At 62.5% G+C, this 19,864-nt stretch carries 21 protein-coding genes and 1 riboswitch; of the genes, 6 read left to right on the top strand and 15 right to left on the bottom strand.

Annotated features, from left to right (window positions below):
* Positions 1–3 precede the first annotated feature (3 nt).
* The 3 genes from P3T16_RS24625 to P3T16_RS24615 all read right to left on the bottom strand — a co-directional run bounded on the left by P3T16_RS24625 (position 4) and on the right by P3T16_RS24615 (position 3,138).
* Positions 4–849 (bottom strand): carbohydrate ABC transporter permease, encoded by an 846-nt coding sequence (locus tag P3T16_RS24625; protein WP_429256200.1) that lies wholly within the window; start codon positions 847–849, stop codon positions 4–6.
* Positions 846–1,736: a carbohydrate ABC transporter permease gene (locus P3T16_RS24620; protein WP_429256199.1), complete on the bottom strand. Its 891-nt coding sequence runs from the start codon at positions 1,734–1,736 to the stop codon at positions 846–848. Before P3T16_RS24620 ends, P3T16_RS24625 begins: the two co-directional genes overlap by 4 nt.
* Before the next feature lie 169 nt (positions 1,737–1,905).
* Positions 1,906–3,138 carry an ABC transporter substrate-binding protein gene (locus tag P3T16_RS24615; protein ID WP_429344269.1) on the bottom strand — a complete coding sequence of 411 codons (1,233 nt, stop codon included), beginning with the start codon at positions 3,136–3,138 and terminating at the stop codon, positions 1,906–1,908.
* Positions 3,139–3,518: 380 nt separating this feature from the next.
* On the opposite strand from P3T16_RS24615, the gene P3T16_RS24610 reads away from it, so the two are divergent.
* The 3 genes from P3T16_RS24610 (at position 3,519) to P3T16_RS24600 (ending at position 6,408) form a co-directional block, all read left to right on the top strand.
* On the top strand, positions 3,519–4,292 hold the full coding sequence (locus tag P3T16_RS24610) for an SDR family oxidoreductase (RefSeq protein ID WP_429344268.1): 774 nt from the start codon (positions 3,519–3,521) through the stop codon (positions 4,290–4,292).
* A gap of 94 nt (positions 4,293–4,386) precedes the next feature.
* Entirely contained in the window at positions 4,387–5,469 is a 1,083-nt protein-coding gene (locus tag P3T16_RS24605) for an ABC transporter ATP-binding protein (protein WP_429344267.1), read from the top strand.
* Between the two features lie 69 nt (positions 5,470–5,538).
* Complete coding sequence (locus P3T16_RS24600) at positions 5,539–6,408, top strand: MurR/RpiR family transcriptional regulator (RefSeq protein WP_429344266.1); 870 nt, start codon at positions 5,539–5,541, stop codon at positions 6,406–6,408.
* Between the two features lie 6 nt (positions 6,409–6,414).
* On the opposite strand, the gene P3T16_RS24595 is transcribed toward P3T16_RS24600, so the two are convergent.
* From P3T16_RS24595 to P3T16_RS24560, 8 genes are all read right to left on the bottom strand, one after another.
* Positions 6,415–7,332: an ABC transporter permease gene (locus P3T16_RS24595; protein WP_429344265.1), complete on the bottom strand. Its 918-nt coding sequence runs from the start codon at positions 7,330–7,332 to the stop codon at positions 6,415–6,417.
* Positions 7,333–8,253, bottom strand: coding sequence for an ABC transporter permease (locus P3T16_RS24590; protein ID WP_429256193.1), 921 nt, complete (start codon positions 8,251–8,253; stop codon positions 7,333–7,335).
* Between the two features lie 62 nt (positions 8,254–8,315).
* On the bottom strand, positions 8,316–9,653 hold the full coding sequence (locus tag P3T16_RS24585; protein ID WP_429344264.1) for an ABC transporter substrate-binding protein: 1,338 nt from the start codon (positions 9,651–9,653) through the stop codon (positions 8,316–8,318).
* 73 nt (positions 9,654–9,726) lie between these two features.
* Positions 9,727–10,797 carry an ABC transporter ATP-binding protein gene (locus tag P3T16_RS24580; RefSeq protein ID WP_429256191.1) on the bottom strand — a complete coding sequence of 357 codons (1,071 nt, stop codon included), beginning with the start codon at positions 10,795–10,797 and terminating at the stop codon, positions 9,727–9,729.
* A gap of 1 nt (position 10,798) precedes the next feature.
* Positions 10,799–12,085, bottom strand: a complete 1,287-nt coding sequence (locus P3T16_RS24575) for an amidohydrolase family protein (RefSeq protein WP_429344263.1) — start codon at positions 12,083–12,085, stop codon at positions 10,799–10,801.
* A gap of 13 nt (positions 12,086–12,098) precedes the next feature.
* Complete coding sequence (gene ggt / locus P3T16_RS24570) at positions 12,099–13,715, bottom strand: gamma-glutamyltransferase (protein ID WP_429344262.1); 1,617 nt, start codon at positions 13,713–13,715, stop codon at positions 12,099–12,101.
* A 95-nt stretch (positions 13,716–13,810) separates the two neighbouring features.
* Entirely contained in the window at positions 13,811–13,984 is a 174-nt protein-coding gene (locus tag P3T16_RS24565) for a hypothetical protein (protein WP_429344261.1), read from the bottom strand.
* A 353-nt stretch (positions 13,985–14,337) separates the two neighbouring features.
* On the bottom strand, positions 14,338–14,916 hold the full coding sequence (locus P3T16_RS24560) for a histidine phosphatase family protein (RefSeq protein ID WP_429344260.1): 579 nt from the start codon (positions 14,914–14,916) through the stop codon (positions 14,338–14,340).
* A 31-nt stretch (positions 14,917–14,947) separates the two neighbouring features.
* A riboswitch (cobalamin riboswitch) is annotated at positions 14,948–15,090 on the top strand.
* A 41-nt stretch (positions 15,091–15,131) separates the two neighbouring features.
* On the opposite strand from P3T16_RS24560, the gene P3T16_RS24555 reads away from it, so the two are divergent.
* Positions 15,132–15,341 (top strand): CbtB domain-containing protein, encoded by a 210-nt coding sequence (locus tag P3T16_RS24555; protein WP_429256186.1) that lies wholly within the window; start codon positions 15,132–15,134, stop codon positions 15,339–15,341.
* An 11-nt stretch (positions 15,342–15,352) separates the two neighbouring features.
* On the top strand, positions 15,353–16,099 hold the full coding sequence (locus P3T16_RS24550; protein WP_429344259.1) for a CbtA family protein: 747 nt from the start codon (positions 15,353–15,355) through the stop codon (positions 16,097–16,099).
* Positions 16,100–16,227: 128 nt separating this feature from the next.
* Here the strand turns inward: P3T16_RS24550 and P3T16_RS24545 are convergent, their stop codons facing one another.
* The 4 genes from P3T16_RS24545 to P3T16_RS24530 form a co-directional block, all read right to left on the bottom strand.
* Positions 16,228–16,365 (bottom strand): hypothetical protein, encoded by a 138-nt coding sequence (locus tag P3T16_RS24545; protein WP_429344347.1) that lies wholly within the window; start codon positions 16,363–16,365, stop codon positions 16,228–16,230.
* Positions 16,366–16,483: 118 nt separating this feature from the next.
* Positions 16,484–17,719 (bottom strand): PepSY-associated TM helix domain-containing protein, encoded by a 1,236-nt coding sequence (locus tag P3T16_RS24540; protein WP_429344258.1) that lies wholly within the window; start codon positions 17,717–17,719, stop codon positions 16,484–16,486.
* 272 nt (positions 17,720–17,991) lie between these two features.
* Positions 17,992–18,774, bottom strand: coding sequence for an IclR family transcriptional regulator (locus P3T16_RS24535; RefSeq protein ID WP_429256183.1), 783 nt, complete (start codon positions 18,772–18,774; stop codon positions 17,992–17,994).
* Positions 18,775–18,798: 24 nt separating this feature from the next.
* Entirely contained in the window at positions 18,799–19,617 is an 819-nt protein-coding gene (locus P3T16_RS24530; RefSeq protein ID WP_429344257.1) for an IclR family transcriptional regulator, read from the bottom strand.
* Here P3T16_RS24530 and P3T16_RS24525 point away from each other — a divergent pair.
* Complete coding sequence (locus tag P3T16_RS24525; RefSeq protein ID WP_429344256.1) at positions 19,616–19,819, top strand: hypothetical protein; 204 nt, start codon at positions 19,616–19,618, stop codon at positions 19,817–19,819. The genes P3T16_RS24530 and P3T16_RS24525 overlap by 2 nt on opposite strands.
* Positions 19,820–19,864: the final 45 nt, after the last annotated feature.

The following is a 19,864-nucleotide window of genomic DNA, read 5'->3' as shown; positions in this document are numbered from 1 at the left end:
CCGCTACTTCACGGCCCCAAGCGCAAGCCCCTTAACCAGGTACCGCTGCAACCAGGCAAATACAACCGAAACCGGCAAGGTCGCGCACAGCGTCGCAGCCATCACCAGATGCCATTCGACGACATACTTGCCGGCCACCATATCGGTCACCTGTACGGTTAGCGTCTTGTTCTCAGGCGAGCGGATCAGCGTATAGACCACAGCAAACTCATTCCACGCATTGATGAACGTGAAGATTGCAGTCACGACGATCGCCGGCACGGCCAGCGGCAAAAACACCTTGAAAACAGCCTTCGTCCGACTGCATCCTTCAAGCCAGGCCGACTCTTCAAGATCCCGGGGCACCGTCTGGAAGTAAGACGAAAGCATCCACACCGCAAACGCGATATTGAAGGCCGCATACGAAACGATCACGCCGATCTTCGAATCGACCAGATTACCGTCGCCGTAAGGAATCATCGCTGCAAGCCGGAACAGACCGACCACCAGCAGAATCGGCGAAAGCATCTGCGTAACGAGCAGGAACTGGCGATACACGCCGCGTCCCTTGAACGGAAAGCGCGCAAGCGCATAAGCGGCCGGAAGGCTAACGGCAAGCGCCAGCGCCGTCGAAAGCAGACTGATGACCGTGCTATTACGCAACGCGACGCCGAAATTCGCCGCCGTCCACATATCGACGAAGTTCTGCCACTGCCAGTGCACCGGCAGCCAGCGTGCCGGATAAACAAACACTTCGTTAGCAGGCTTGAGCGCGGTGAAAAGCATCACCGCGAACGGAAACAGGATCACGATAATCAGCGGCGTGAGGGCGAGCCAGCACCACACGGTGCGCTTCATCTTGATGCTCATGCCAGGTCTCCTGACGACTTCGGCTGGATGCGCAGATACGCCATCGAGAACACAAACAGCATCACGAGCATGATGAGCGACACGGCTGCCGCCTGCCCCGGTCTGCCAAGCCGGAAGCCCAGCTCATACAGGTACGTGACGAGAATATGCGTGCCGTTGTCCGGACCGCCCTGCGTCATCACCCAGATAATCGGGAACGAGTTGAACACGTAGATCACGTTCAGCAGGATCGCCATATTGACGAACGGACGCAGCAGCGGCAGCGTGAGCTTGCGGAACATCTGCCACGCGCTCGCGCCATCCATCCGCGCGGCCTCGTAGATGTCGCCCGGCACCGACGACAGGCCGCCAAGCAGGATCGTCACCGTAAAGGGAACCGACACGAGAATACCCACCGCGATTTCCACCGGGAACGCCAGTTCAGGGGTAGCCAGCCAGTGGATCGGACCAGAGATCAGACCAAGGCGTTGAAGCGTGACGTTGACCATGCCGTAGTCGTCGTTGAACGACCAGCGCCAGACCACGGCCGTCATCGTCAGCGATACGGACCACGGCAGCATCACGAGCGTGCGCGCGATGCCGCGGCCGTAGAAATCCTGATTGAGCACCAGCGCAACAGGCACCGAAGTCAGGACAGTGCCGCCGACTACGCACACCGTCCACACGAGCGTACGCCGCAGCGCATCGAGGAACGCGGGATCGGTGAAGACCGTGCGGAAGTTCTCGAGGCCGGTGAAATCGCGGATCGCACCGAAACGCGACACCTCATGCACCGATTGCCACACGATGTTGAAAATTGGATAGGTGATGATGAAGAGCGCGAGGATCAGACTCGGCGCAATCAGCAACCAGGGCGCCGGAAGGCGCGACGAAGCGGGACGGCTCATGCGTGCTCGATCAAAAGAGGCGCCGGCCATGATGCAATATCACGCCGGCGCGCCAGAATGGGCCGATCAAGGCGGGGCTTGAGCAGGCGCCGACACCACCCGTTCAAGCCCGGAAAACATCAAACGGGCCGCAATCGAAGCCATAATGGCTTCGACACGGCCCGCCACATCAATGACCCAGCGCCTTGTTCGCCTGCGTGGCCGCGTCGTTCAGCGCGTCCGCCGGCTTGGCCTTGGCGAGGTAGATCGATTGCATTGAGTTGGTCACGGCTTTCGCGGTGTCTTCCCAGCCCGTCACCGTCGGCGCGAACTTCGCCGTCGGCAGCAGTGCAACGAATGCCTTCGTGTCCGGATCGTTGAACACCGGGTCCGTCGCTTCGGCCTTCGTCGTCGGCAGGAAACCTTCCGTGCTCGTGAATTCGACGCGCGGTTGCTTCGTGAACAGGAAGTCGAGGAACTTCCAGGCGTCCTTCTTCACCTTCGAGTTCTTGAACATCACGATCGAATCGGTGACCGCGTACGTTGCTGCCTTCGTGCCCATCGGCACCGGATCGATACCGTACTTCAGGTTCGGCGCTTCCTTCTTGATCTGCTTGGCGAGGAACGGTGCGGAGATCACCATCGCGACGCGGCCCTGCTTGAACAGATTCTGCACGTCTTCACGGCTGTAACCCGTGACGCCCGGCTGCGTCAGACCTTCGTCGATCATCTGCTTGTACATCGTCGCGGCCTTCACGCCAGCCGGCGAGTTGAACGCGGCCTTGCCGTCCTTGCCCAGTACGTCGCCACCTTCCGTCCACAGCGCGTAGTAGTAGTACACGTCGGTTTCGATTTCCTTGCCTTGCAGACCGAAGCCTGCAACACCCTTGGCCTTCAGTTTCTTCGACGCGTCCATCACGTCATTCCACGTCTTCGGGCCGTTCGGATAGCCGACCGAAGCGAGCAGATCCTTGTTGTAGTACAGCGCGCGTGCCGAAGCTGCGATCGGCAGGCCGTAGGTCTTGCCGCTGATCTCGCTCGGTGCGAGGAACGGGCCGATGAAGCGGCTCTTGAACGAGGCGTCCATGTAGCCGTCGAGCGGCTCGGCAACGCCGTCCTTCACGAAATCCAGCAGCCAGCGCGTGCCGACAATGGCCAGATCGGCGTTTGCGTTGCCCGAAATGTCCGTTTGCAGCTTTTGTTGCAGCGTGTCCCAGTTCACGTCCTCGATCTTGATCGTGGTGCCGGGATTGGCCTTTTCGAACTCCTTGGCCATTTTCTCGAAGTACGGCGCGGTGGCGTCGCTGTAGTGGGCGACGGTCACGCGGACCGTATCGGCGTGTGCCGAGATTGCGATACCTGCAACGGTAAGCGCAACGGCCAGCTTGCCGAGCGTAAGTGAAGCACGTGCATGCAACGACATTTTCGTCTCTCCTGGGGTGGTCTGCCGCCGTAGCCGGCCGCTGGGTTTGGATTGTTTGAAAAAATCCTACAGGACGAAAAAATAGTTGTCACGTAGGGTTCGCCATATTTTTTCTTTGAGCCTTTTCTGCTTAATATGCTGTAAAGAAGGCATATTTTGTGCGGTGCAGGAAAAGACCGGACAAAGGCCGAGCGTGCTGGAAATACCGCTGGGCGCTGTGTTTGTTGGAAATTTACACGCGCCGCGAAGCGAAAAACAACGGCAGACCGCCGCCATTCGAGCGCACGCGGCGGGCACGAATCAGGGGGCAGCACGGGCAGTAACGGCGGCGACGCGGGCATCAGGCGGCGGCGCGCAGGGCAACATCGACGAGGTCGGACATGAATCGCGTGGTCTTGGTGACGGGTGCCTGCGGCGGAATCGGCAGGGTGTTATGCAAACGCTTCGTGGAGCAGGGCGATAAGGTTCTGGCGCTCGATGTCGACGCGACGGCGCTCAATGCGTTGACCGCCGGGCTTGGCGCGGCACACGTTACGCCCGTGGCGGTCGACATCGGCGATGCCGCCGCCGTGAGCGACGCTGTTGCAAAGGCCGCAGCGGCAACCGGCCCTGTTGACGTCGTAGTCGCCAATGCAGGCGCAGCCGAAGGCCTGACGCTCGCCAAAACCGACGCCGCCAGCTGGCAGCGCGACGTCCATCTGAATCTGAACGGCACGTATCACACGGTAGAAGCCGTGCGCGCATCGATGATCGAGCGTGAAAGCGGCGTGCTGGTGCTGATCGGTTCGGTGAACGGCATGGCGTCGCTTGGGCACCCGGCATACAGCGCGGCTAAAGCGGGTCTTATCAGTTACACGAAGGCGCTTGCGCTGGAACTCGGGCGCTATGGCATCCGCGCGAACATCGTCTGTCCGGGCACGGTGAAGACGCAGGCGTGGCAGGCACGTGTCGACAAGAATCCCCAGGTTTTCGAGGCGCTTAAGAAGTGGTACCCGCTGCGCGACTTCGCAACGCCCGACGATATCGCCGACGCGGTACTGTTTCTCGCTTCGCCTGCAGCGCGGGTGATTACGGGCGTGGCACTGCCGGTCGATGGCGGCCTGATGGCGGGCAACCGCATGATGGCAGAGGAATTGACGCTCGAGGCGCTGTAGGGCGCCGGCAGGCAGCTGGTTTGAACAGAATCGCACGATGAACGCATGAACGTCGCGCAACGCGCGCGGCGCTTTCGATCCTGACGAGGGCAGTATGGCAGCGGTGCAACTGAGCGGCATTTTCAAGCGCTACGGCGATACGCAGGTCGTGCATGGCATCGACCTCCATATCGACGATGGCGAATTCGTCGTGCTGGTTGGCCCTTCGGGCTGCGGCAAGAGCACCTTGATGCGCATGGTGGCCGGTCTCGAAGAGATCAGCGGCGGCGATCTGATGATCGGCGGCACGCGTGCGAATGCGCTCGCCCCGCAGGAACGCAATATTTCGATGGTGTTCCAGAGTTACGCGTTGTATCCGCATCTCTCGGTGTACGAGAACATCGCGTTTGGTCCGCGTATCCGGAAGGAATCAGAGAAAAATTTCAAGCCGCGTATCGAGACGGCCGCGAAAATGCTGAACCTCGGCGGCTATCTGGACCGCCTGCCGCGCGCTTTGTCGGGTGGGCAACGGCAGCGTGTCGCGATGGGCCGCGCGGTGGTGCGTGAGCCGTCCCTGTTCCTGTTCGACGAACCGCTTTCGAACCTCGACGCAAAGCTGCGCGTGCAGATGCGCACTGAAATCAAGGCGCTGCATCAACGTCTGAAGAATACGATCATCTACGTCACGCACGACCAGATCGAAGCGATGACGATGGCTGACCGCATCGTCGTGATGAACGCCGGACGCATCGAGCAGGTTGGACGTCCGCTTGAACTTTACGATCGCCCCGCGAACCTGTTTGTCGCGAGCTTCCTTGGCTCGCCTTCGATGAATTTCGCGGAAGGCACGATCGTGCAAGGCGACCTCGGCTTCGTGCTCGCGCTTTCCGATAACCACGTCATTCCGCTGCCGGACGCCGCGAAAGCCTACGCCGCGCCGGGGGCGCGGGTCACACTCGGTATCCGGCCGGAGCACATCGAAACGGACACGACGGCGCACACGGGCGTGACGATGGAAGTCGAAGTCGTCGAGCCGACGGGCGCGGAAACCCATCTATACGGGCAGATTGGCGGCAGCACGTGGTGCGTCACGACGCGTCAGCGCTCGAAGATCGAGCCTGGCCAGCGTGTCGCGCTTGGACTGCCGGCCGGACATCTGCATCTGTTCGACACGGAGAGTGGTGCCAGGCTTGGCTGATCCGCGTGTTGCCGGAGCCGTCGAAGCAATGACGGAACGCGGAGTTTCTAACCCAACAGGAACGCACGGGTGTCCGCTCCGAACCTGATTCCCCACATCCGCAACGCGCTTGCGTCGCTGCGGCCGGCTGAACGCAAGGTTGCCGACATGGTGCTGAGCGACGTCGACTTCGCGATGCGCGCCAGCATCACCGAGCTCGCGCAACGCGCCGACGTGTCGGAGCCATCTGTCACGCGCTTTTGTCGCGCGATCGGTGCGCATGGTCTGCGCGACTTCAAGATGCTGCTCGCGCAAAGCGTCGCGGGCGGATTGCCGTATGCATCGACCGCAGTCGCGCGCGATGACGATCTCCAGACACTCTTCGACAAGGTCAGCGAAGCCGCTGTTCAGGGCATCACGCATGCGCGCGGCGCGCTGGAACCTTCAGCGGTTGAAGCTGCGATTTCGGCGATTGCTACGGCGCGGCGTGTGTATTTCTTTGGCGTCGGCTCGGGATCGGGTCTCGCAGTGCAAGACGCAGCATTGCGTTTCCTGCGGCTCGATATCGCGGCAAGCGCATTCACCGATGGTCATCTGCAACGGCTTTACGCCGGCTTGATGGAACCCGGCGACGTCGCATTCGCGATTTCGCATTCAGGACGTAGCGTCGAAGTGAACGAAAGCATCCAGATCGCAAAGGAACGCGGTGCGACGACGATCGGGCTCACGAACGTAGGTTCGCGTCTTGCGTGGCTCGTAGATATTCCGCTGTTGCTTCGTGTGCCGACCGCGATCGATCCGAATACACCTGGCGTGTCGCGCCTCGTGCATCTGTGCATCATGGACGCACTTGCGATCGGCGTCGCGCTAAGGCTCGGCCCTAAAACGCTTGAAAAGATGCGGCACGCTAAAGCGCGCCTGTCGCAGGAAGCAGAGCCTTCTTCCGGCGACACGCCTTAGTCTGCTTCATTCCACCGCCTCCAGCAGCCCCGCTTTCTTCCGCCGGCTCGCGATCATGCGCACGGCCAGTATGGAGAAGATCACCACCGCAAACGACATCACCGTGGTCGTCGTGCCGAGCGCGTAGATCACGGGCGTCGTCACCGATGTGGTCAGCCCCTGCAATTCCAGCGGCAACGTATTCGCATCGCCGATAGCCTGCGACGTCCGCGCAATCTCGTCCCACGAAAGCGTAAAGCCGAACATGCCGACGCCGATCACGGATGCGCCGATGATCGGCAGCACGACATACAGAAAACGCTGCCATGCCGTCGCGCCCAGATCGTGCGCGGCTTCTTCCCAACTGCGGTTGAAGCGGTTGAACACGGCGAACATGACGAGCAGGCCGAACGGCAGCGTCCACGTCAGATGCGCACCGAGCGCCGACGTGTACAGGCCCATCGAGGTCGTATAGCTGTCGGCGAAGCTCTGCCAGCCAACCGTCGTTGCAAAGGCTTTCACGCCCATATCGAGCAGACGGAACGTCAGGCCAATGCCTAAAGAAACGATGATTGACGGCATGATCAGACTTGCGATGCTCATATAAAACACCGCGCCGTCACCGCGAAAGCGCCGGCGGAATGCGAGACCCGCCATCAGCGAAAACACGACGGTCAGCATCATCGTCACGAGCGCCAGTTTCATCGAGCGGCCAAAGGCGCCCCAGATGTCGATCTGTCCGACACCCTGGCTCAGCTGCTGGAACCAGTGCAGCGAAACGCCGCGCATCGGAAACGTCAAGCCGCCTTCCGGTCCCTGAAACGACAGGATGAAAATCGTGATCGTCGGTCCGTAAAGAAATAGCACGAAGAGTGCAAACAGTGCGGAGAGCCAGTAGAAACTCGCGGGACGCCGGTCGCGTCGCAGAATTTTGGGCGCGGTCATTTAAAGCTCCTTGCGAATATCGACGAGACGCGTCAGCGCCCAGATCATCATCAGCACAATGGCGAGCAGCACCATCGCGTTAGCGGCCGCGGCAGGAAACTGCAGATACGATGTTTGTACCTGAATGATCTTCCCCACCGATGCAATCTGCTGTCCGCCCATCACGCCAACGGTCAGGAAATCGCCCATCACGATCGTCACAACGAAGATCGAGCCGATGATTACGCCGGTTCTGGACAGCGGCAGCACCACGCGCCATACGATCTGCCAGCCGCTCGCGCCGGCATCGCGCGCGGCTTCAATGAGCGAGCGGTCGATACGCATCATCGCGTTGAAAATCGGCACGATCATGAAGAACGTGAAGAGATGCACGAACGCAAGCACGACCGCGAAATCCGAATACAGCAGCCATTCAACTGGTTTATCGACGAGATGCGCGCCCACCAGCGCGTCATTGACGAGCCCATTGCGACCCAGCAGCGGCATCCACGAAATCATGCGGATCACGTTGGACGTCCAGAACGGAATTGTGCAGACAAGGAACAGAATGGTCTGCATGCGTACTGTGCGTATATGAAACGCGAGAAACCATGCAATCGAAAAGCCGAGCACCAGCGTCACCGCCCACACGATCACGCAAAAGCGCAGCGTCGACCAGTAAGTCTTGAGCGTGACGCACACATTGGTCAGGGAACCGCAGCCATCGAAGATCGCCTGATAGTTCTTGAGCGTGAATGCCGGGATGATTTCGTATTCGTTGAAATTCCAGAAGCTCACAACGAGCGTCATCACCAGCGGCACGATGAAGAACAGCAGGAAGGCGAGCGTAAGCGGTGCGGCTTGCCACCACGCGGAGCGCCGCTCCTTGCGGCGTTCGCGTGCGACAGGCGAAGCGGCGATCGTGTCGGGAAGCGTTGCCATCGCGTTGTCCTTGAATGACTTGAGAAGCGAAGCAGGGCGCGCCCTGCCTCATGTACAGACGATCAGGCTGCGATGAACTCGTTCCACTTCTGGACCATGTAGATGTTCTCGTCCATCACCGCGTTCCAGCAGGCGATTGCGCCCATCCGCGCCTGATAGGAACCGCCATCACGCGTGGCACCGGCCTTCTCAAGCGCCTGCCCGTCTGGCGCCTTGATTTCCTGCGTAGCGGGCTTGCCTTCGATCCAGTAGTCCCACTCGTACGCCTGCATTTTCGGCCGTGCTGTTTCAAGTACGGCAGAGTAGTAGCCCTGACGCATCAGATACGCGCCTGCCCAGCCATCGAGGAACCAGTTGATGAACTCATACGCGCCATCGCGCTTGCGGCCCTGCAACGTACGCGGCAAGCCAAAGCCCGACGCCCACGCGCGATAGCCTTCTTTCAGCGGCTGGAACGTGCAGGGCACGCCCATCGTGCGCACCTTCGTCACGGCCGGCGACCACATCGACTGGATCACCACTTCGCCCGACGCCATCAGGTTCACGCTTTCGTTGAAGTCACGCCAGAATGCGCGGAACTGGCCTGCACGCTTAGCTTCGATCAGCGCGGCGATGGTGCCGTCGATCTCCTTCTTTGTCATGTTGCCCTTGTCGCCGTACTTCATCTTGCCGCTGGCTTCGAGTGCCATGGCGGCGTCCATGATGCCGATCGACGGGATGTTGAGCAGCGCCGCCTTGCCCTTGAACTCAGGATTCAGCAGATCGGCCCACGTGCTCACCGGGCGCTTGATCAGGTCCGGACGAATGCCGAGCGTGTCGGCGTTGTACGTCGTCGGGATCAGTGTCATCCATTCGGTGGGCGTGGTGGAAAACTGCGTCGAATGCTCGCCCGTCAGGAACATGACTTTCTTCGGCGCAGTGCCCTGGTCGCCAATCTTCTTGCCGCCGATTTCGCCGCGCGTGAGCACAGGTGTGATCTTGTCCGCATACTTGATCTTCTTCGCGTCGAGGCCGACGAGCGTGCCCGACGGAATCAGCTTCTTCAGCGAGAAGTATTCCGTGTCGGCGATATCGAACGAATTCGGCTGCGTGATGATGCGCTTCGTGACGTCGTCGGTCGTGAGCGGAATGTATTGCAGCTCGATGCCCGTGTCTTCCTTGAACTTCTTCGCGATGTCGGCGCTCTGGTTCACGGCCGTGCCGAGATAGCGCAGCGTGATCTTTTCCTGCGCGTGGACGTATGGGAAGCCGGTGATACCGGCGGCCGCAACCGCACCCTTCAGGAAGGTGCGGCGCGAAAGACCGCCAGGTGCGGCGGCTTCGGGTGCATGCGTTGCTGTCTCAGGGACGGCTGTGGCGGCGGTGTCCACCTGGGCGTCCGTTGTTTTCTTGTCGCTCATGGCAAAGGCTCCTCGTTGCGTTTGTGATGCTTTCAGAGAAAATCGGATCGTTTAAAGCGTGTTTCAATGCGCTTCAGGCAGCAAGCGCATGCGCATGTGCCTCACTCCACCAGACGATGACGCGCGCACCTACCTTCATCTGGGCGGGGTCGTATTCAGCATCGCCGACGAGCGCGATCAGCTCGCGATCGGTATCGGCGGTCACAAGACTCATGCGGACGTGCGTGCCGTGATACTCGGTTGCCGTCACGCGGCATGGCACACCGCCGATGCGGCTCAAGCCTTCGCGGCCGTCCTGCACGGGCACGGTGCCGTGCGGCGCGACGCGCAACTGGTCGGCGCGCACGGTGATCATCTGCTGACCCGCCGGAATCACGTTGTGCGCGCCCAGAAAACGCGCGACGAATTCCGTGCGCGGATGGTTGAACACTTCATGCGGCGTGCCCGCCTGCTCGATCTTGCCGCCGTTCATCACGACGACGAGATCGGCCAGCGCGAGCGCTTCCTCCTGCGAGTGCGTGACGTGAACGAATGTGATGCCGAGATCTTTCTGCCAGCGTTTCAGTTCGGCACGCATCTGCACGCGCAGGAATGGATCGAGTGCGGATAGCGGCTCGTCGAGCAGCAGGCAGCGCGGCTGGTTCAGCAACGCACGCGCGAGTGCGACGCGCTGCTGCTGGCCGCCGGAAAGCTGCGCTGGCTTGCGATGCGCGTATTGGCCCATTGAAACGAGTTCGAGCAGCGCTTTCGCGCGCTGTTCGCGCTCTTCGCGTCCGACGCCGCGCATGCGCAGGCTGAACGCAACGTTATCGAGTGCGGACAGATGCGGGAACAGCGCGTAGTGCTGAAACACCATCGCGGTGCCGCGGTCGCTCGGTTCGAGCAGCGTGACGTTGCGATCGCCGATCAGCACGTCGCCGTCGTTGACGGTTTCGTGGCCGGCGATCATGCGCAACGTCGTGGTCTTGCCGCAACCGGATGGCCCAAGCAGACAGCAATAACTGCCACCTTCGATAAAGAGATCGAGCTTGTCGACGGCCACGCTGTCGCCATAGCGTTTCGTCACGTGAACGAGTTCGATCTGCGACTGCGCGTGCGGATTCGAGGAAGACGATGAAGCGGACGATGAGAGCGGGGCGGGCACGTTACACCTCTTCTGTGGAATGAGCGCGATGAATCTCGCAGCAGTGATGCGTGGTCACGGTGATACGGCCGCGCTTGATGACCCAGGTACGCGGCGGCATGTCGAGCAGGGCGTCGGCGATCCATAGCGTATCGAGCACGACGAGATCGGCGAGCCGTCCAGGCGCGATGCCGTAGTTGCCTTCGATGCCGATTGCACGGGCTGCATTGACGGTGCCCATCGCGAGAATCTGCGCCTGCTGCGATGGCGTGCCGAATTGCGCAGCGTGCGCGAGCAGGTTGCCGATGGTCAGCACGTCCGCGTTGCCGAACGGTGTGAACGCGTTGCGCACGTTGTTCGACGAATACGCGACGTTCACGCCTCCGTCGACGAGCGCGCGCAATGGCGTGAGCGCGCGGCGCGGGTTTTCTGTGTCGCGGCGGGCGCCGAGGTAAAGATCGGTCGCGGGCAGCGTGACGATGTGAATGTGCGCATCGGCGAGCAGTTCGACCAGCGGTGCGAGTTGCGCGGGCGGCAGCGAGCCGAGACTCGTGACGTGTCCAAGCGACACACGGCCCTGATAGCCAGTCTCGATTGTCTTGCGCGCGATGTATTCAGTGGCGAAGAAGCGGGCGTCGGCGGTGTCATCGGCGAAATCGGCGTGCAGGTCGATGTCGACGCTAAAGCGCTGCGCGAGCGCGAATACCGCATCGATATGGGCTTCGGTGTCTTCGCGATTCGCTTCGTTGTAGGGGCAGCCACCGGCGACGTCGGCGCCGAGATTCAACGCTTCTTCCAGCAATTGCAGCGTGCCGGGCGCCTTGATCAGGCCTTCCTGCGGAAACGCGACGATCTGCAGGTCGATCAGATCGCGATATTCGTCGCGCAGTTCGAGCATCGTTTCGACGCCGAGCAGTTGCTGGATCGGATCGACGTCCGGATGCGTGCGCATTGCGATCGTGCCATTGCGCACGGCCATGTCGAGAACACGTCGCGCGCGCGTCAGCATGTCTTCACGGTCGCAACGCGATTTCAGTTCGCCCGTGGTGCGGATCGCTTCTTCCAGTGTGCCGGCAACCGAAGGCCGCGCGCGATGCCACATCGCCTTGTCGAGATGGATATGCGGCTCGATAAAGCCCGGCACGACCGCGCGGCCGGCGGCGTCGATTTCTTCACGAGCCGTGCCGTCCCAACCGGTTGCAAGTGCAACGATGCGGCCAGCGTCGATCACGATGTCGGTGAGCGGCGCGTCGTCGTCGACGCGCGCGTGGCGGATCAGCAGATCGACGTGGCGGGTTGACGAAGTCATGGCGTCGACGTATTCAGTAGCCGAGCGCGACGCCTTCGCCGCGCGGATCGGCACCGCCCTCGAAGAACGGCGACCACGGGCCGCGCAGACGGATCGCCTGCGCCGTGCCAAATAGCGGATGCAGCGCGGCAGCCGCTTCGACCGGATGACCGAGCGCCCGCAGCGCATCGAAGGTCGCGGCGGGCGCGCTGTCTTCGAGCAGCAGACGGTTCGATGCATCGCCCCACGCACGGCCGCACAGCACGCGCGGCGCTTCAATTGCGCGCTGCACGTCCCAGCCGAAATCGGCGACGCGCGTAGCGATCGACGTCTGCGTTTGCGGCTGTCCTTCGCCACCCTGCGTGCCGTAGACGAGATACGGCAGGCCGTCCTTAAGCAGCATCGCGGACATCAACGTCGATGCGGTGCGTTTGCCAGGCGCGAGCGCATTCGGATGACGCGGATCGAGCGAGAAGAACGATCCACGGTTTTGCAACAGCACGCCGGTCGCCGGATCGAGCACCGCCGCACCAAAATCGAAGTACAGGCTTTGCACAAGGCCAACAGCATTGCCTTCGCTGTCGGCTACGCAGATGAACGTCGTATCGCTGCCTTGCGCGACGGCGGCGTGCTGGCGCGTCGCGTCGGCTAGCCACGCATCGCGTTCGCGTGCAGCGAGTGACGCAGCAAGCAGTTCATCAATGGGCACCTTCACAATCAAGGGATCGGTCAGATGCCGGTCGCGATAACCAGATGCCCATTTGATCGCCTGAATCTTCGCGTGAAAATAATCGGCGCCAAGAGGCGCCCGCGGATCGATCTGCACGCCATCCAGAAAGTTGAGGATCATCGCGCCGGCCATGCCTTGCGACGGCGGCGGCATCTGACACACCTCATAGCCGCGATAACGCGTGCGCAGCGGCTTCACCCATTGCGCGCGATATGAGGCGAAATCCGTGGCATCGAGCAGACCGCCCTGCGCATCCACATATGCAGCGGCTGAATCGCCGATGTCGCGATAGAACGCCGACAGGCCATGACGCACGAGGTGTCCGAACGTTCCGGCGAGCGCGGGTTGCCTGAGACGCGCGCCTTCCTTCAGCACGTGACTGTGCTCATCGAAATACGTCGCACGGCAGCCCGCATCGGCGCGCAGTACTTCGGCGTCGTCCGCAAACCAGCGCGCAAGATCGCGTCCGACCGCGACGCCCTCGCGCGCGTAGTCAATCGCGGGAGCGAGCACGCGCTCAAGCGGCAATTTGCCGAAGCGCTCACGCGCCAGCATCCAGCTTCCGACCGCGCCAGGAACCGTCAACGCAGCCAGCGCGCCACGTGTCGATAGTGCTGTGTGACCTGAAAAGCGCTCAAGCGTCGCGCGTCGCGCGCTCTGCCCGCTACCGTCGATGCCGATCGGCGCTTCACCGGCAGGCGCGATCATCCAGAACGCGTCGCCGCCGATGCCCGTCATATGCGGCTGCACGACGTTGAGCATCGCGGCGGCAGTGAGTGCGGCGTCGACTGCGCTGCCGCCTGCGCGCAGCACGGCGAGCGCTTCCTGCGTCGCAAGCGGATGCGCGGTGGCGACCATGCCGCGTTCGGCGCGGCTGACGGGGCGCGTCGTACGCGCGGGCGTTTCGTTCGGGTTGTGCATCATGCGAGCCTAAAGGCCGGCCTCTGCGCCAGAAATCGGGCGCGCCTCAAATGTGCCTAAGGAATTCCTCAGGTCGCGACAACCTCCGCGATGCATCAGGCGGCTCGAGGAAACGCCGCGGCAGCGGCGCTTTCGACGCTGCCGGCGGAGGTCGGGAACACGGCGGCGTCCTGTTCCAGCAGCCCATGTCGCTGCGCGTACAGTACGGGCGCAGGGGTCCAGCGAATGTGATCGAGGATTGCCTTATAGGGCGCTTCGTCGCGCAGCATGGGAGAGATCCGCTCGTCGGGCGTCCGTGGGGGACGCGATGCGAGCGGCTATGCAAGCTCCATGCCGATGAGCGTCGGGGCTTGCCTGTGGGGGTGCCGGTGACAATTGCTGGCCGTTGCCTTGACGGGCGGCGCACCACATTGCGGCACCGCGCGCCAGGGCGGTGCGAAGGTCAAGCTATCGCCACCTTACCCAATCTGCAGAAGGCACGCTCTTCATGCAGCGCAGCGCGAACATCGAGCGGCTGTGGCGGATCCCGGCAATCCGGTACAGCTTCTCGCGTCGGACGTAGCGTCCAGCGGGTACGAAGGCATGTTCTCTCTTCTGCAGTTCTGCTTCCTCCCCTCAGATTTCAGGCGGAGCCCGGCCACCAGGCCCAGCTTCCGTCCCGCGAACGCCGCAATTCGACAATCGACAGCGGGGCAATCTCGATCCGCCTGAACGCTGAGGCCGGTGCGCCCAGCGCGTAAATGATCGCCGCGCGGATCACCACCGCATGCGTGATCGCGACTAAAGCGTCGCCGTCGTGTGCAGGCTGAAGCGCGTCGAGCCACGCGCCGACGCGGGCGAGGACCATGCTGAAGGACTCGCCACCAGGCGGCGCGGCGTCGGGCGAACGCGTCCATGCGGCGAGCGCATCCGGTTCTTCGGCGGCGAGATCGCTGAGCCTTCGGCCGCGCCACTCGCCACAATCGACATCGGCCAGCGCGGGCGCGGCTTCCGTCTTCAACCCAAGCGCTTCAGCCATTTCGCGGACGCAGGTCGCGTCGCTGCGAAAGACGCGCGCGGCTTGAGCGACGCTCTGCGCCCGCTCGCGCCACGCCTCGATCTCGGCCACGCCGCGCGCATCGAGCGGATCGTCGGCGGGGAAAGCGCCCACGCGCATCGCCCGCGTTGCCGCGTGGCTGACCAGCAGCAACCGTGTCTGCATCTCGTGTCCCTTTGTCGGAGGCGTAGCGTTCATCACGCTGGCGCGGCGAAGTTTAGCGCGTAGAATAGCGTCACCGAAGCGCGGAAGCCGGTGTAAGCCCGGCGCGGTCGCGCCACTGTAATCGGCTCAGCATAGAGCCGAAAGCCAGACCTGAGCTTCGAGTCATCCCTTTTCTAGTCGACTGTCGGGGCGCGTAACCCCTGGAGAGATTCATCATGACTGACACCGTTTTCACGCCGGCCGCTCAACCTGCACTGATCCCCCTGCGCGAACTGCTGCCGTGGGTCATCTTCGGCGGCCTGCTGCTTTTGCTTGCGCTGTATTTTGTCGGCGCTGAACAAGGGGCGACGTCGCTCGTCCCTGGCATGATGGTTCACGAATTCGTCCACGACGGCCGCCATCTGCTCGGCTTCCCCTGCCACTAACGGGGGCACACATGGTAGGCAAACTGTTGGTACGCGGCATGCTTGCAGGCATCGCCGCGGGACTCCTCACGTTCGCATTCGCCCGCTTCGCCGGCGAACCCGCGGTCGAGCAGGCAATTACATTCGAAGAGAAAGCCGCAGCGGCGCGTGGCGAAGCGCCGGAGCCTGAACTCGTCAGCCGCGAAACGCAGGCGGGTCTCGGCCTGTTGACTGGCGTGGTCGTGTACGGCGCGGCATTCGGCGGACTCTTCGCGTTGACCTTCGCGTATGCGTATGGCCGCGTCGGCAAGCTGGGCGCGCGGGCGCTGTCCGCGATGCTCGCAGCGGCGGCGTTTATCGCGCTCGTGATCGTGCCGAATCTCAAGTATCCGGCTAATCCGCCTTCCATCGGCGACCCCGAAACGATCGGCCCGCGCACCGGGCTCTTCTTCCTGATGATCGCGATATCGCTGGTTGCGCTGGTGTTTTCGCTGAAGGTGCGGCGACGCGCGGTTGCGCGCTTCGGTCAGTGGAACGCGGCGATCATCGGCGGTGGGGTGTATGTCGCGATCATCGCGGCCGTGCAGATCGCGATGCCGGTGATCAACGAGGTGCCGCAGACTTTCCCGGCCACGCTGCTGTGGCATTTCCGCATTGCGGCGATCGGCATGCAGCTGATCATCTGGACGACGATCGGGCTGCTGTTCGGCTGGCTCGTCGAACGCAGCGAACGCGCGCAACTTCGCGCGGGCGAAGCCAGGACATCCGCGTTGCCTTGATGTCGCTTTGATGTCGCTTTGATGTCGTTTGATACGGGCTCAGGCGGTTCAGCCGGAAGGCAAGGCCTGAGCCTGCAACTGCCTGCATTTCTCCCCGTCTTCTTCTGGCGTATCCAGCCGCTCGCCGCTCAGCCGCGCGCAAGCCGCGCCGACACTTCCAATAACGCGGCGGCTGGCGGCAGACGCAGACGTTTCGCAAGGAGCTCGAGTCCGATGATCGCGACGAGCGAGAGCAATATCAGTTTGAATGCTGCAACAGAAGACACGAGATGACCTGGATGTCGACGATAGCTACGTCATGTGGAAGGGCGGCACGGCGTGCCCGCGTATCAAGCCACAGAGCTTCGCAGCCGTCCGCGCGACAGCGTGTGTTGTGCTGCGTGGTCAGGACTGCGCAGCAGACTCCCGCGTGACGCCCGAGCGGGACGCCGCAGCTGCAGCCGCCGCAGAACGGCGGCGCGCACCGAGCTTCTTCAGCCAGATCATCAGCCCGGTTGCGCTCAATATCGCCACCGCGATGCCGGTGAAGCTCATCAGAATTCGTCCACCGATCCCGATGATCCGGCCGGAATGCAGCGGGTATTGCGCCTGCATGAAGATGTCGCCGGCCGAGCCTTTGCCGGGTATCGATCCGCCTGCCAGCTTGCCGGTATTCGCGTTGTAGTACAGCCACGCGTTGCCGAGACCGGCGTCGCCGTGATCGTGGCCCGGCGCGAAGAATCCCACACCGTATGCATTAAACGACGGCACGTAATACAGCGCGCCCGGCGGCGACTTGAGCCCGCGTTCGCGGCCCGCCTGCGCTGCCATCTGCACGATGCGCTCAGCCGTGAGCGATACGTTGCCGGGCTCGCCGCGACGTTTCAGTTCGGGATTGTTGAACGGCGTCGGCGTGAGCGTCGACACCGTCGAAAGGATCGGGCGCACCACCGGATCGGAGAGATTCATCGAGACCGAAGTCAGCGCGACGATCGCGAGCACGCCCCAGATCCAGACGCCGCCGGAGCGGTGCAGGTCGAACGTCAATGCGTAGCCGCCGCGCCGCACGCGAAACGCAAACGACTTGCGCCACGCCTTCACGCTCGGGAACGACAACACGAGCGCAATCAGGCTATCGAACAGCCACACAATGCCGACGATGCCCATCAGCCACGTGCCCGTGTCGAAGCTGCCCATGAACGGCAGATGCAGCGTGTAGTGCAGCTTGTAGATGAACGGAATCAGGTTGAGTCGCGCGACCGAAACGGCGCCCCATTCGCGCCGGCCCTGAATCTCGCCGGTGGCGGGGTCGACGGCAAGCTGATTGAAGCCGGGCGCGTAAGGCTGGCCGGTCTTCGGATCGGTGCGCGGCAGCACCATCATCTGCAACGTCTGGCCTCGCTCGACGCCGAGCGGCAGATACGTCACGTCGAAGCGCGGATCGGCGGCCTCGATGCGCTTTGCCAGTTCCAGCGAAGGCAGCGCCGGCCCATTCGTGCGCGCGTGGAAGAACGATGGATTCAGCGCCGCGTCGAGTTCGTGATCCCATGCGATCACCGCGCCGGTCAGTCCGGCGACGAACAGGAACAGCGCCGTCGCGACGCCCATCCAGCGATGCAGGCGAACGAGCAGCGGCCTCATGTTGCGCGGGCGCCCGCGCGCGCGGGCCCGGCCGCAATAGATTGCGCAACGAAAAACACGGGAAATCGGCTCTTTGTAAATAAGAATTGTTCGCATCTTAACGGCTGCGGGGCCGGGCCGCAAGTTGTCCGTAAGCCGCCGTTTTAGCGACAAGCCTGACATCGGTTACGCGATGATTTTTCCGGCGATGACGATCGTGAAGATCGTGTTCGTGGATATCGTCGCGGGGCTGTGGTGAGGCGGCGGGTTGTGGCGATAGTCCCGACGTCACGTCATCGCAAACCCGCGGCGGCCTCGATGTTCGAGACCATCATCATGAGACGCGGCGCGACGTCGTCGAGCAGCGCGCGCGCCTGCGGTGTGTGAGCCCGCACGGCGCAGTTGAACACCAGCGTTTCCGAATCGACCGGCGCGCACACCGGTACCGCCACGCCGTACACATTTTTTTGCATGTCGCCGTACGACACGCACACGCCCCGTTCCGCGTAGTCACGCATCGCCTGATCGAGTTGCGAACGATATTGCTGCCACTGGTCAGGTACGCCAACCCTCAGCTGGTTCAGCGCCACTTCGCGTTCCTCGGGTGCCACGGCGGCGAGCCACGCCCGTCCCATCGCCGTGCGCAGAACGGGGCGGATCGCTCCGACGTCGGGCCGCGCGTCGGAGCGTTTGTCGGCTGAACAGCTTTCGATGTAGATCATGTTCGCCTGGTCCCGCATGCCGAGCGACACCGCACCGCGTATCGAGAGGGCGAGTTCGCGCATGAACGGTCTCGCAATCTGGCGGATGCGCATGCCGGAAAGCAGTGGATACCCCATCGACAGCACGCCACCTCCAAGCCGGTATTTGCGCTCCTGCACGTCGTGACGCAGATAGCCGAGCTCCGTCAACGTATAGGCAAGCCGTGAAACGGTGGCTTTGGAAAGGCCGGTTCGCTCGACGAAGTCGCGATTGGCCAGCATTCGTTCGCCGGGCAAAAAGCAACGCAGCATTTCGAGTCCGCGTGCCAGCGTGACGGCGAACTGGCGGTCATCGTCGTCAGGCGGCGCGAACATGGCAAGTCCTGTTCGGGATCAGATTCATGGATGTTTCAGGGCCTTCTCTACGGGCGTGGCGTCAGGCTGTGCGGCAAGTTCGTGTTCGATCGTCTCCACCATGTGCATCAGCTTCGGTGCGATTTCGTCGATTAATGTGCGCCGGGCGAGTTGAGTCTGCGGCACGCCGCAGTTGAACACGAAGATTTCCGAATCGATCGGTGTGCGCATCGGCACGGCGACCGCGTGAATGTCGCGCTTGATGTCGCCCTCGCTAAGGGCGAAGCCGCGTCTCGCGAACGCGCGCAGCGCCGCGTCCACCGATGCGTGATAAGTCTGCCATTGCAAAGGGTCTCTCGTGCGCACCTGTTCGAGCACGGCGCTGCGCTGTGCGGGCGCCGCACGTCCAAGCCAGGCGCGCCCCATCGCCGACGCCAGAACCGGCAGCGAAGCACCCGTATCCGGGCGAAACGCCGGCGAGTCATGTCCCCTTGAAGTCTCGACGTACACGACCTGCGTGCGGTCGCGCATTCCGAGTGACACCGAGCCGCGCGTTGTATCCGCGAGTTCTTTCATCAGCGGCCGCGCCAGTTCCCTGATTCGCAGGCCCTGCAGGAACGGATAGCCCACCGAGACCGCCGCCGACCCCAACCGGTATTTGCGCACGCTGTTGTCGTAGCGCAGAAAGCCGATCATGGCCAGCGTGTACGTGAGACGGGAGACGGTGGCTTTCGAGAGACCAGTACGCTCGGCGAACTCCTTGTTGCCAAGAATCGATTCGCCCACCTTGAAGCAGTTCAGCAACTCGAGACCATGAGCAAGCGTTGTCGCGAACTGCGGGTTACGGGTTGGATTCCCAGTCATGGATGTGATCACCAAAACGCGCGTTTTCGCGCTTCGCCTATTCAATCACAGCGGCGCCGTGATGGCACAGACCGACGCGGGACCGACGATGTTCATCGTCGACACCGACACGCCTGGCTACCGGATGGTGCGCGTCATGTCAACAACACACAGACGTCCCGAACGGCCACCGGCCTGCATGGCGCGCATCAGTGCGCGTTGACCGACGGCAGCGCGAACGGCGTCGCCGGAAGCCGCTGGGGAATGC

Origin of the sequence: Paraburkholderia sp. GAS42, from assembly GCF_050436565.1 — a bacterium.
Lineage (GTDB): Bacteria > Pseudomonadota > Gammaproteobacteria > Burkholderiales > Burkholderiaceae > Paraburkholderia.
Note: the sequence above shows the minus strand (reverse complement) of the source record. Positions and strands in the feature narration are given on the sequence as shown.

Excerpts from the sequence above, each read along its gene's own strand:
- P3T16_RS24625 (WP_429256200.1), bottom strand. The coding sequence starts at position 849 with ATGAGCATCAAGATGAAGCGCACCGTGTGGTGCTGGCTCGCCCTCACG.
- P3T16_RS24620 (WP_429256199.1), bottom strand. The coding sequence starts at position 1,736 with ATGAGCCGTCCCGCTTCGTCGCGCCTTCCGGCGCCCTGGTTGCTGATT.
- P3T16_RS24615 (WP_429344269.1), bottom strand. The coding sequence starts at position 3,138 with ATGTCGTTGCATGCACGTGCTTCACTTACGCTCGGCAAGCTGGCCGTT.
- P3T16_RS24610 (WP_429344268.1), top strand. The coding sequence starts at position 3,519 with ATGAATCGCGTGGTCTTGGTGACGGGTGCCTGCGGCGGAATCGGCAGG.
- P3T16_RS24605 (WP_429344267.1), top strand. The coding sequence starts at position 4,387 with ATGGCAGCGGTGCAACTGAGCGGCATTTTCAAGCGCTACGGCGATACG.
- P3T16_RS24595 (WP_429344265.1), bottom strand. The coding sequence starts at position 7,332 with ATGACCGCGCCCAAAATTCTGCGACGCGACCGGCGTCCCGCGAGTTTC.
- P3T16_RS24590 (WP_429256193.1), bottom strand. The coding sequence starts at position 8,253 with ATGGCAACGCTTCCCGACACGATCGCCGCTTCGCCTGTCGCACGCGAA.
- P3T16_RS24585 (WP_429344264.1), bottom strand. The coding sequence starts at position 9,653 with ATGAGCGACAAGAAAACAACGGACGCCCAGGTGGACACCGCCGCCACA.
- P3T16_RS24575 (WP_429344263.1), bottom strand. The coding sequence starts at position 12,085 with ATGACTTCGTCAACCCGCCACGTCGATCTGCTGATCCGCCACGCGCGC.
- ggt (WP_429344262.1), bottom strand. The coding sequence starts at position 13,715 with ATGCACAACCCGAACGAAACGCCCGCGCGTACGACGCGCCCCGTCAGC.
- P3T16_RS24565 (WP_429344261.1), bottom strand. The coding sequence starts at position 13,984 with ATGCTGCGCGACGAAGCGCCCTATAAGGCAATCCTCGATCACATTCGC.
- P3T16_RS24560 (WP_429344260.1), bottom strand. The coding sequence starts at position 14,916 with ATGCAGACACGGTTGCTGCTGGTCAGCCACGCGGCAACGCGGGCGATG.
- P3T16_RS24555 (WP_429256186.1), top strand. The coding sequence starts at position 15,132 with ATGACTGACACCGTTTTCACGCCGGCCGCTCAACCTGCACTGATCCCC.
- P3T16_RS24550 (WP_429344259.1), top strand. The coding sequence starts at position 15,353 with ATGGTAGGCAAACTGTTGGTACGCGGCATGCTTGCAGGCATCGCCGCG.
- P3T16_RS24540 (WP_429344258.1), bottom strand. The coding sequence starts at position 17,719 with ATGAGGCCGCTGCTCGTTCGCCTGCATCGCTGGATGGGCGTCGCGACG.
- P3T16_RS24535 (WP_429256183.1), bottom strand. The coding sequence starts at position 18,774 with ATGTTCGCGCCGCCTGACGACGATGACCGCCAGTTCGCCGTCACGCTG.
- P3T16_RS24525 (WP_429344256.1), top strand. The coding sequence starts at position 19,616 with ATGGATGTGATCACCAAAACGCGCGTTTTCGCGCTTCGCCTATTCAAT.
- P3T16_RS24530 (WP_429344257.1), bottom strand. The coding sequence starts at position 19,617 with ATGACTGGGAATCCAACCCGTAACCCGCAGTTCGCGACAACGCTTGCT.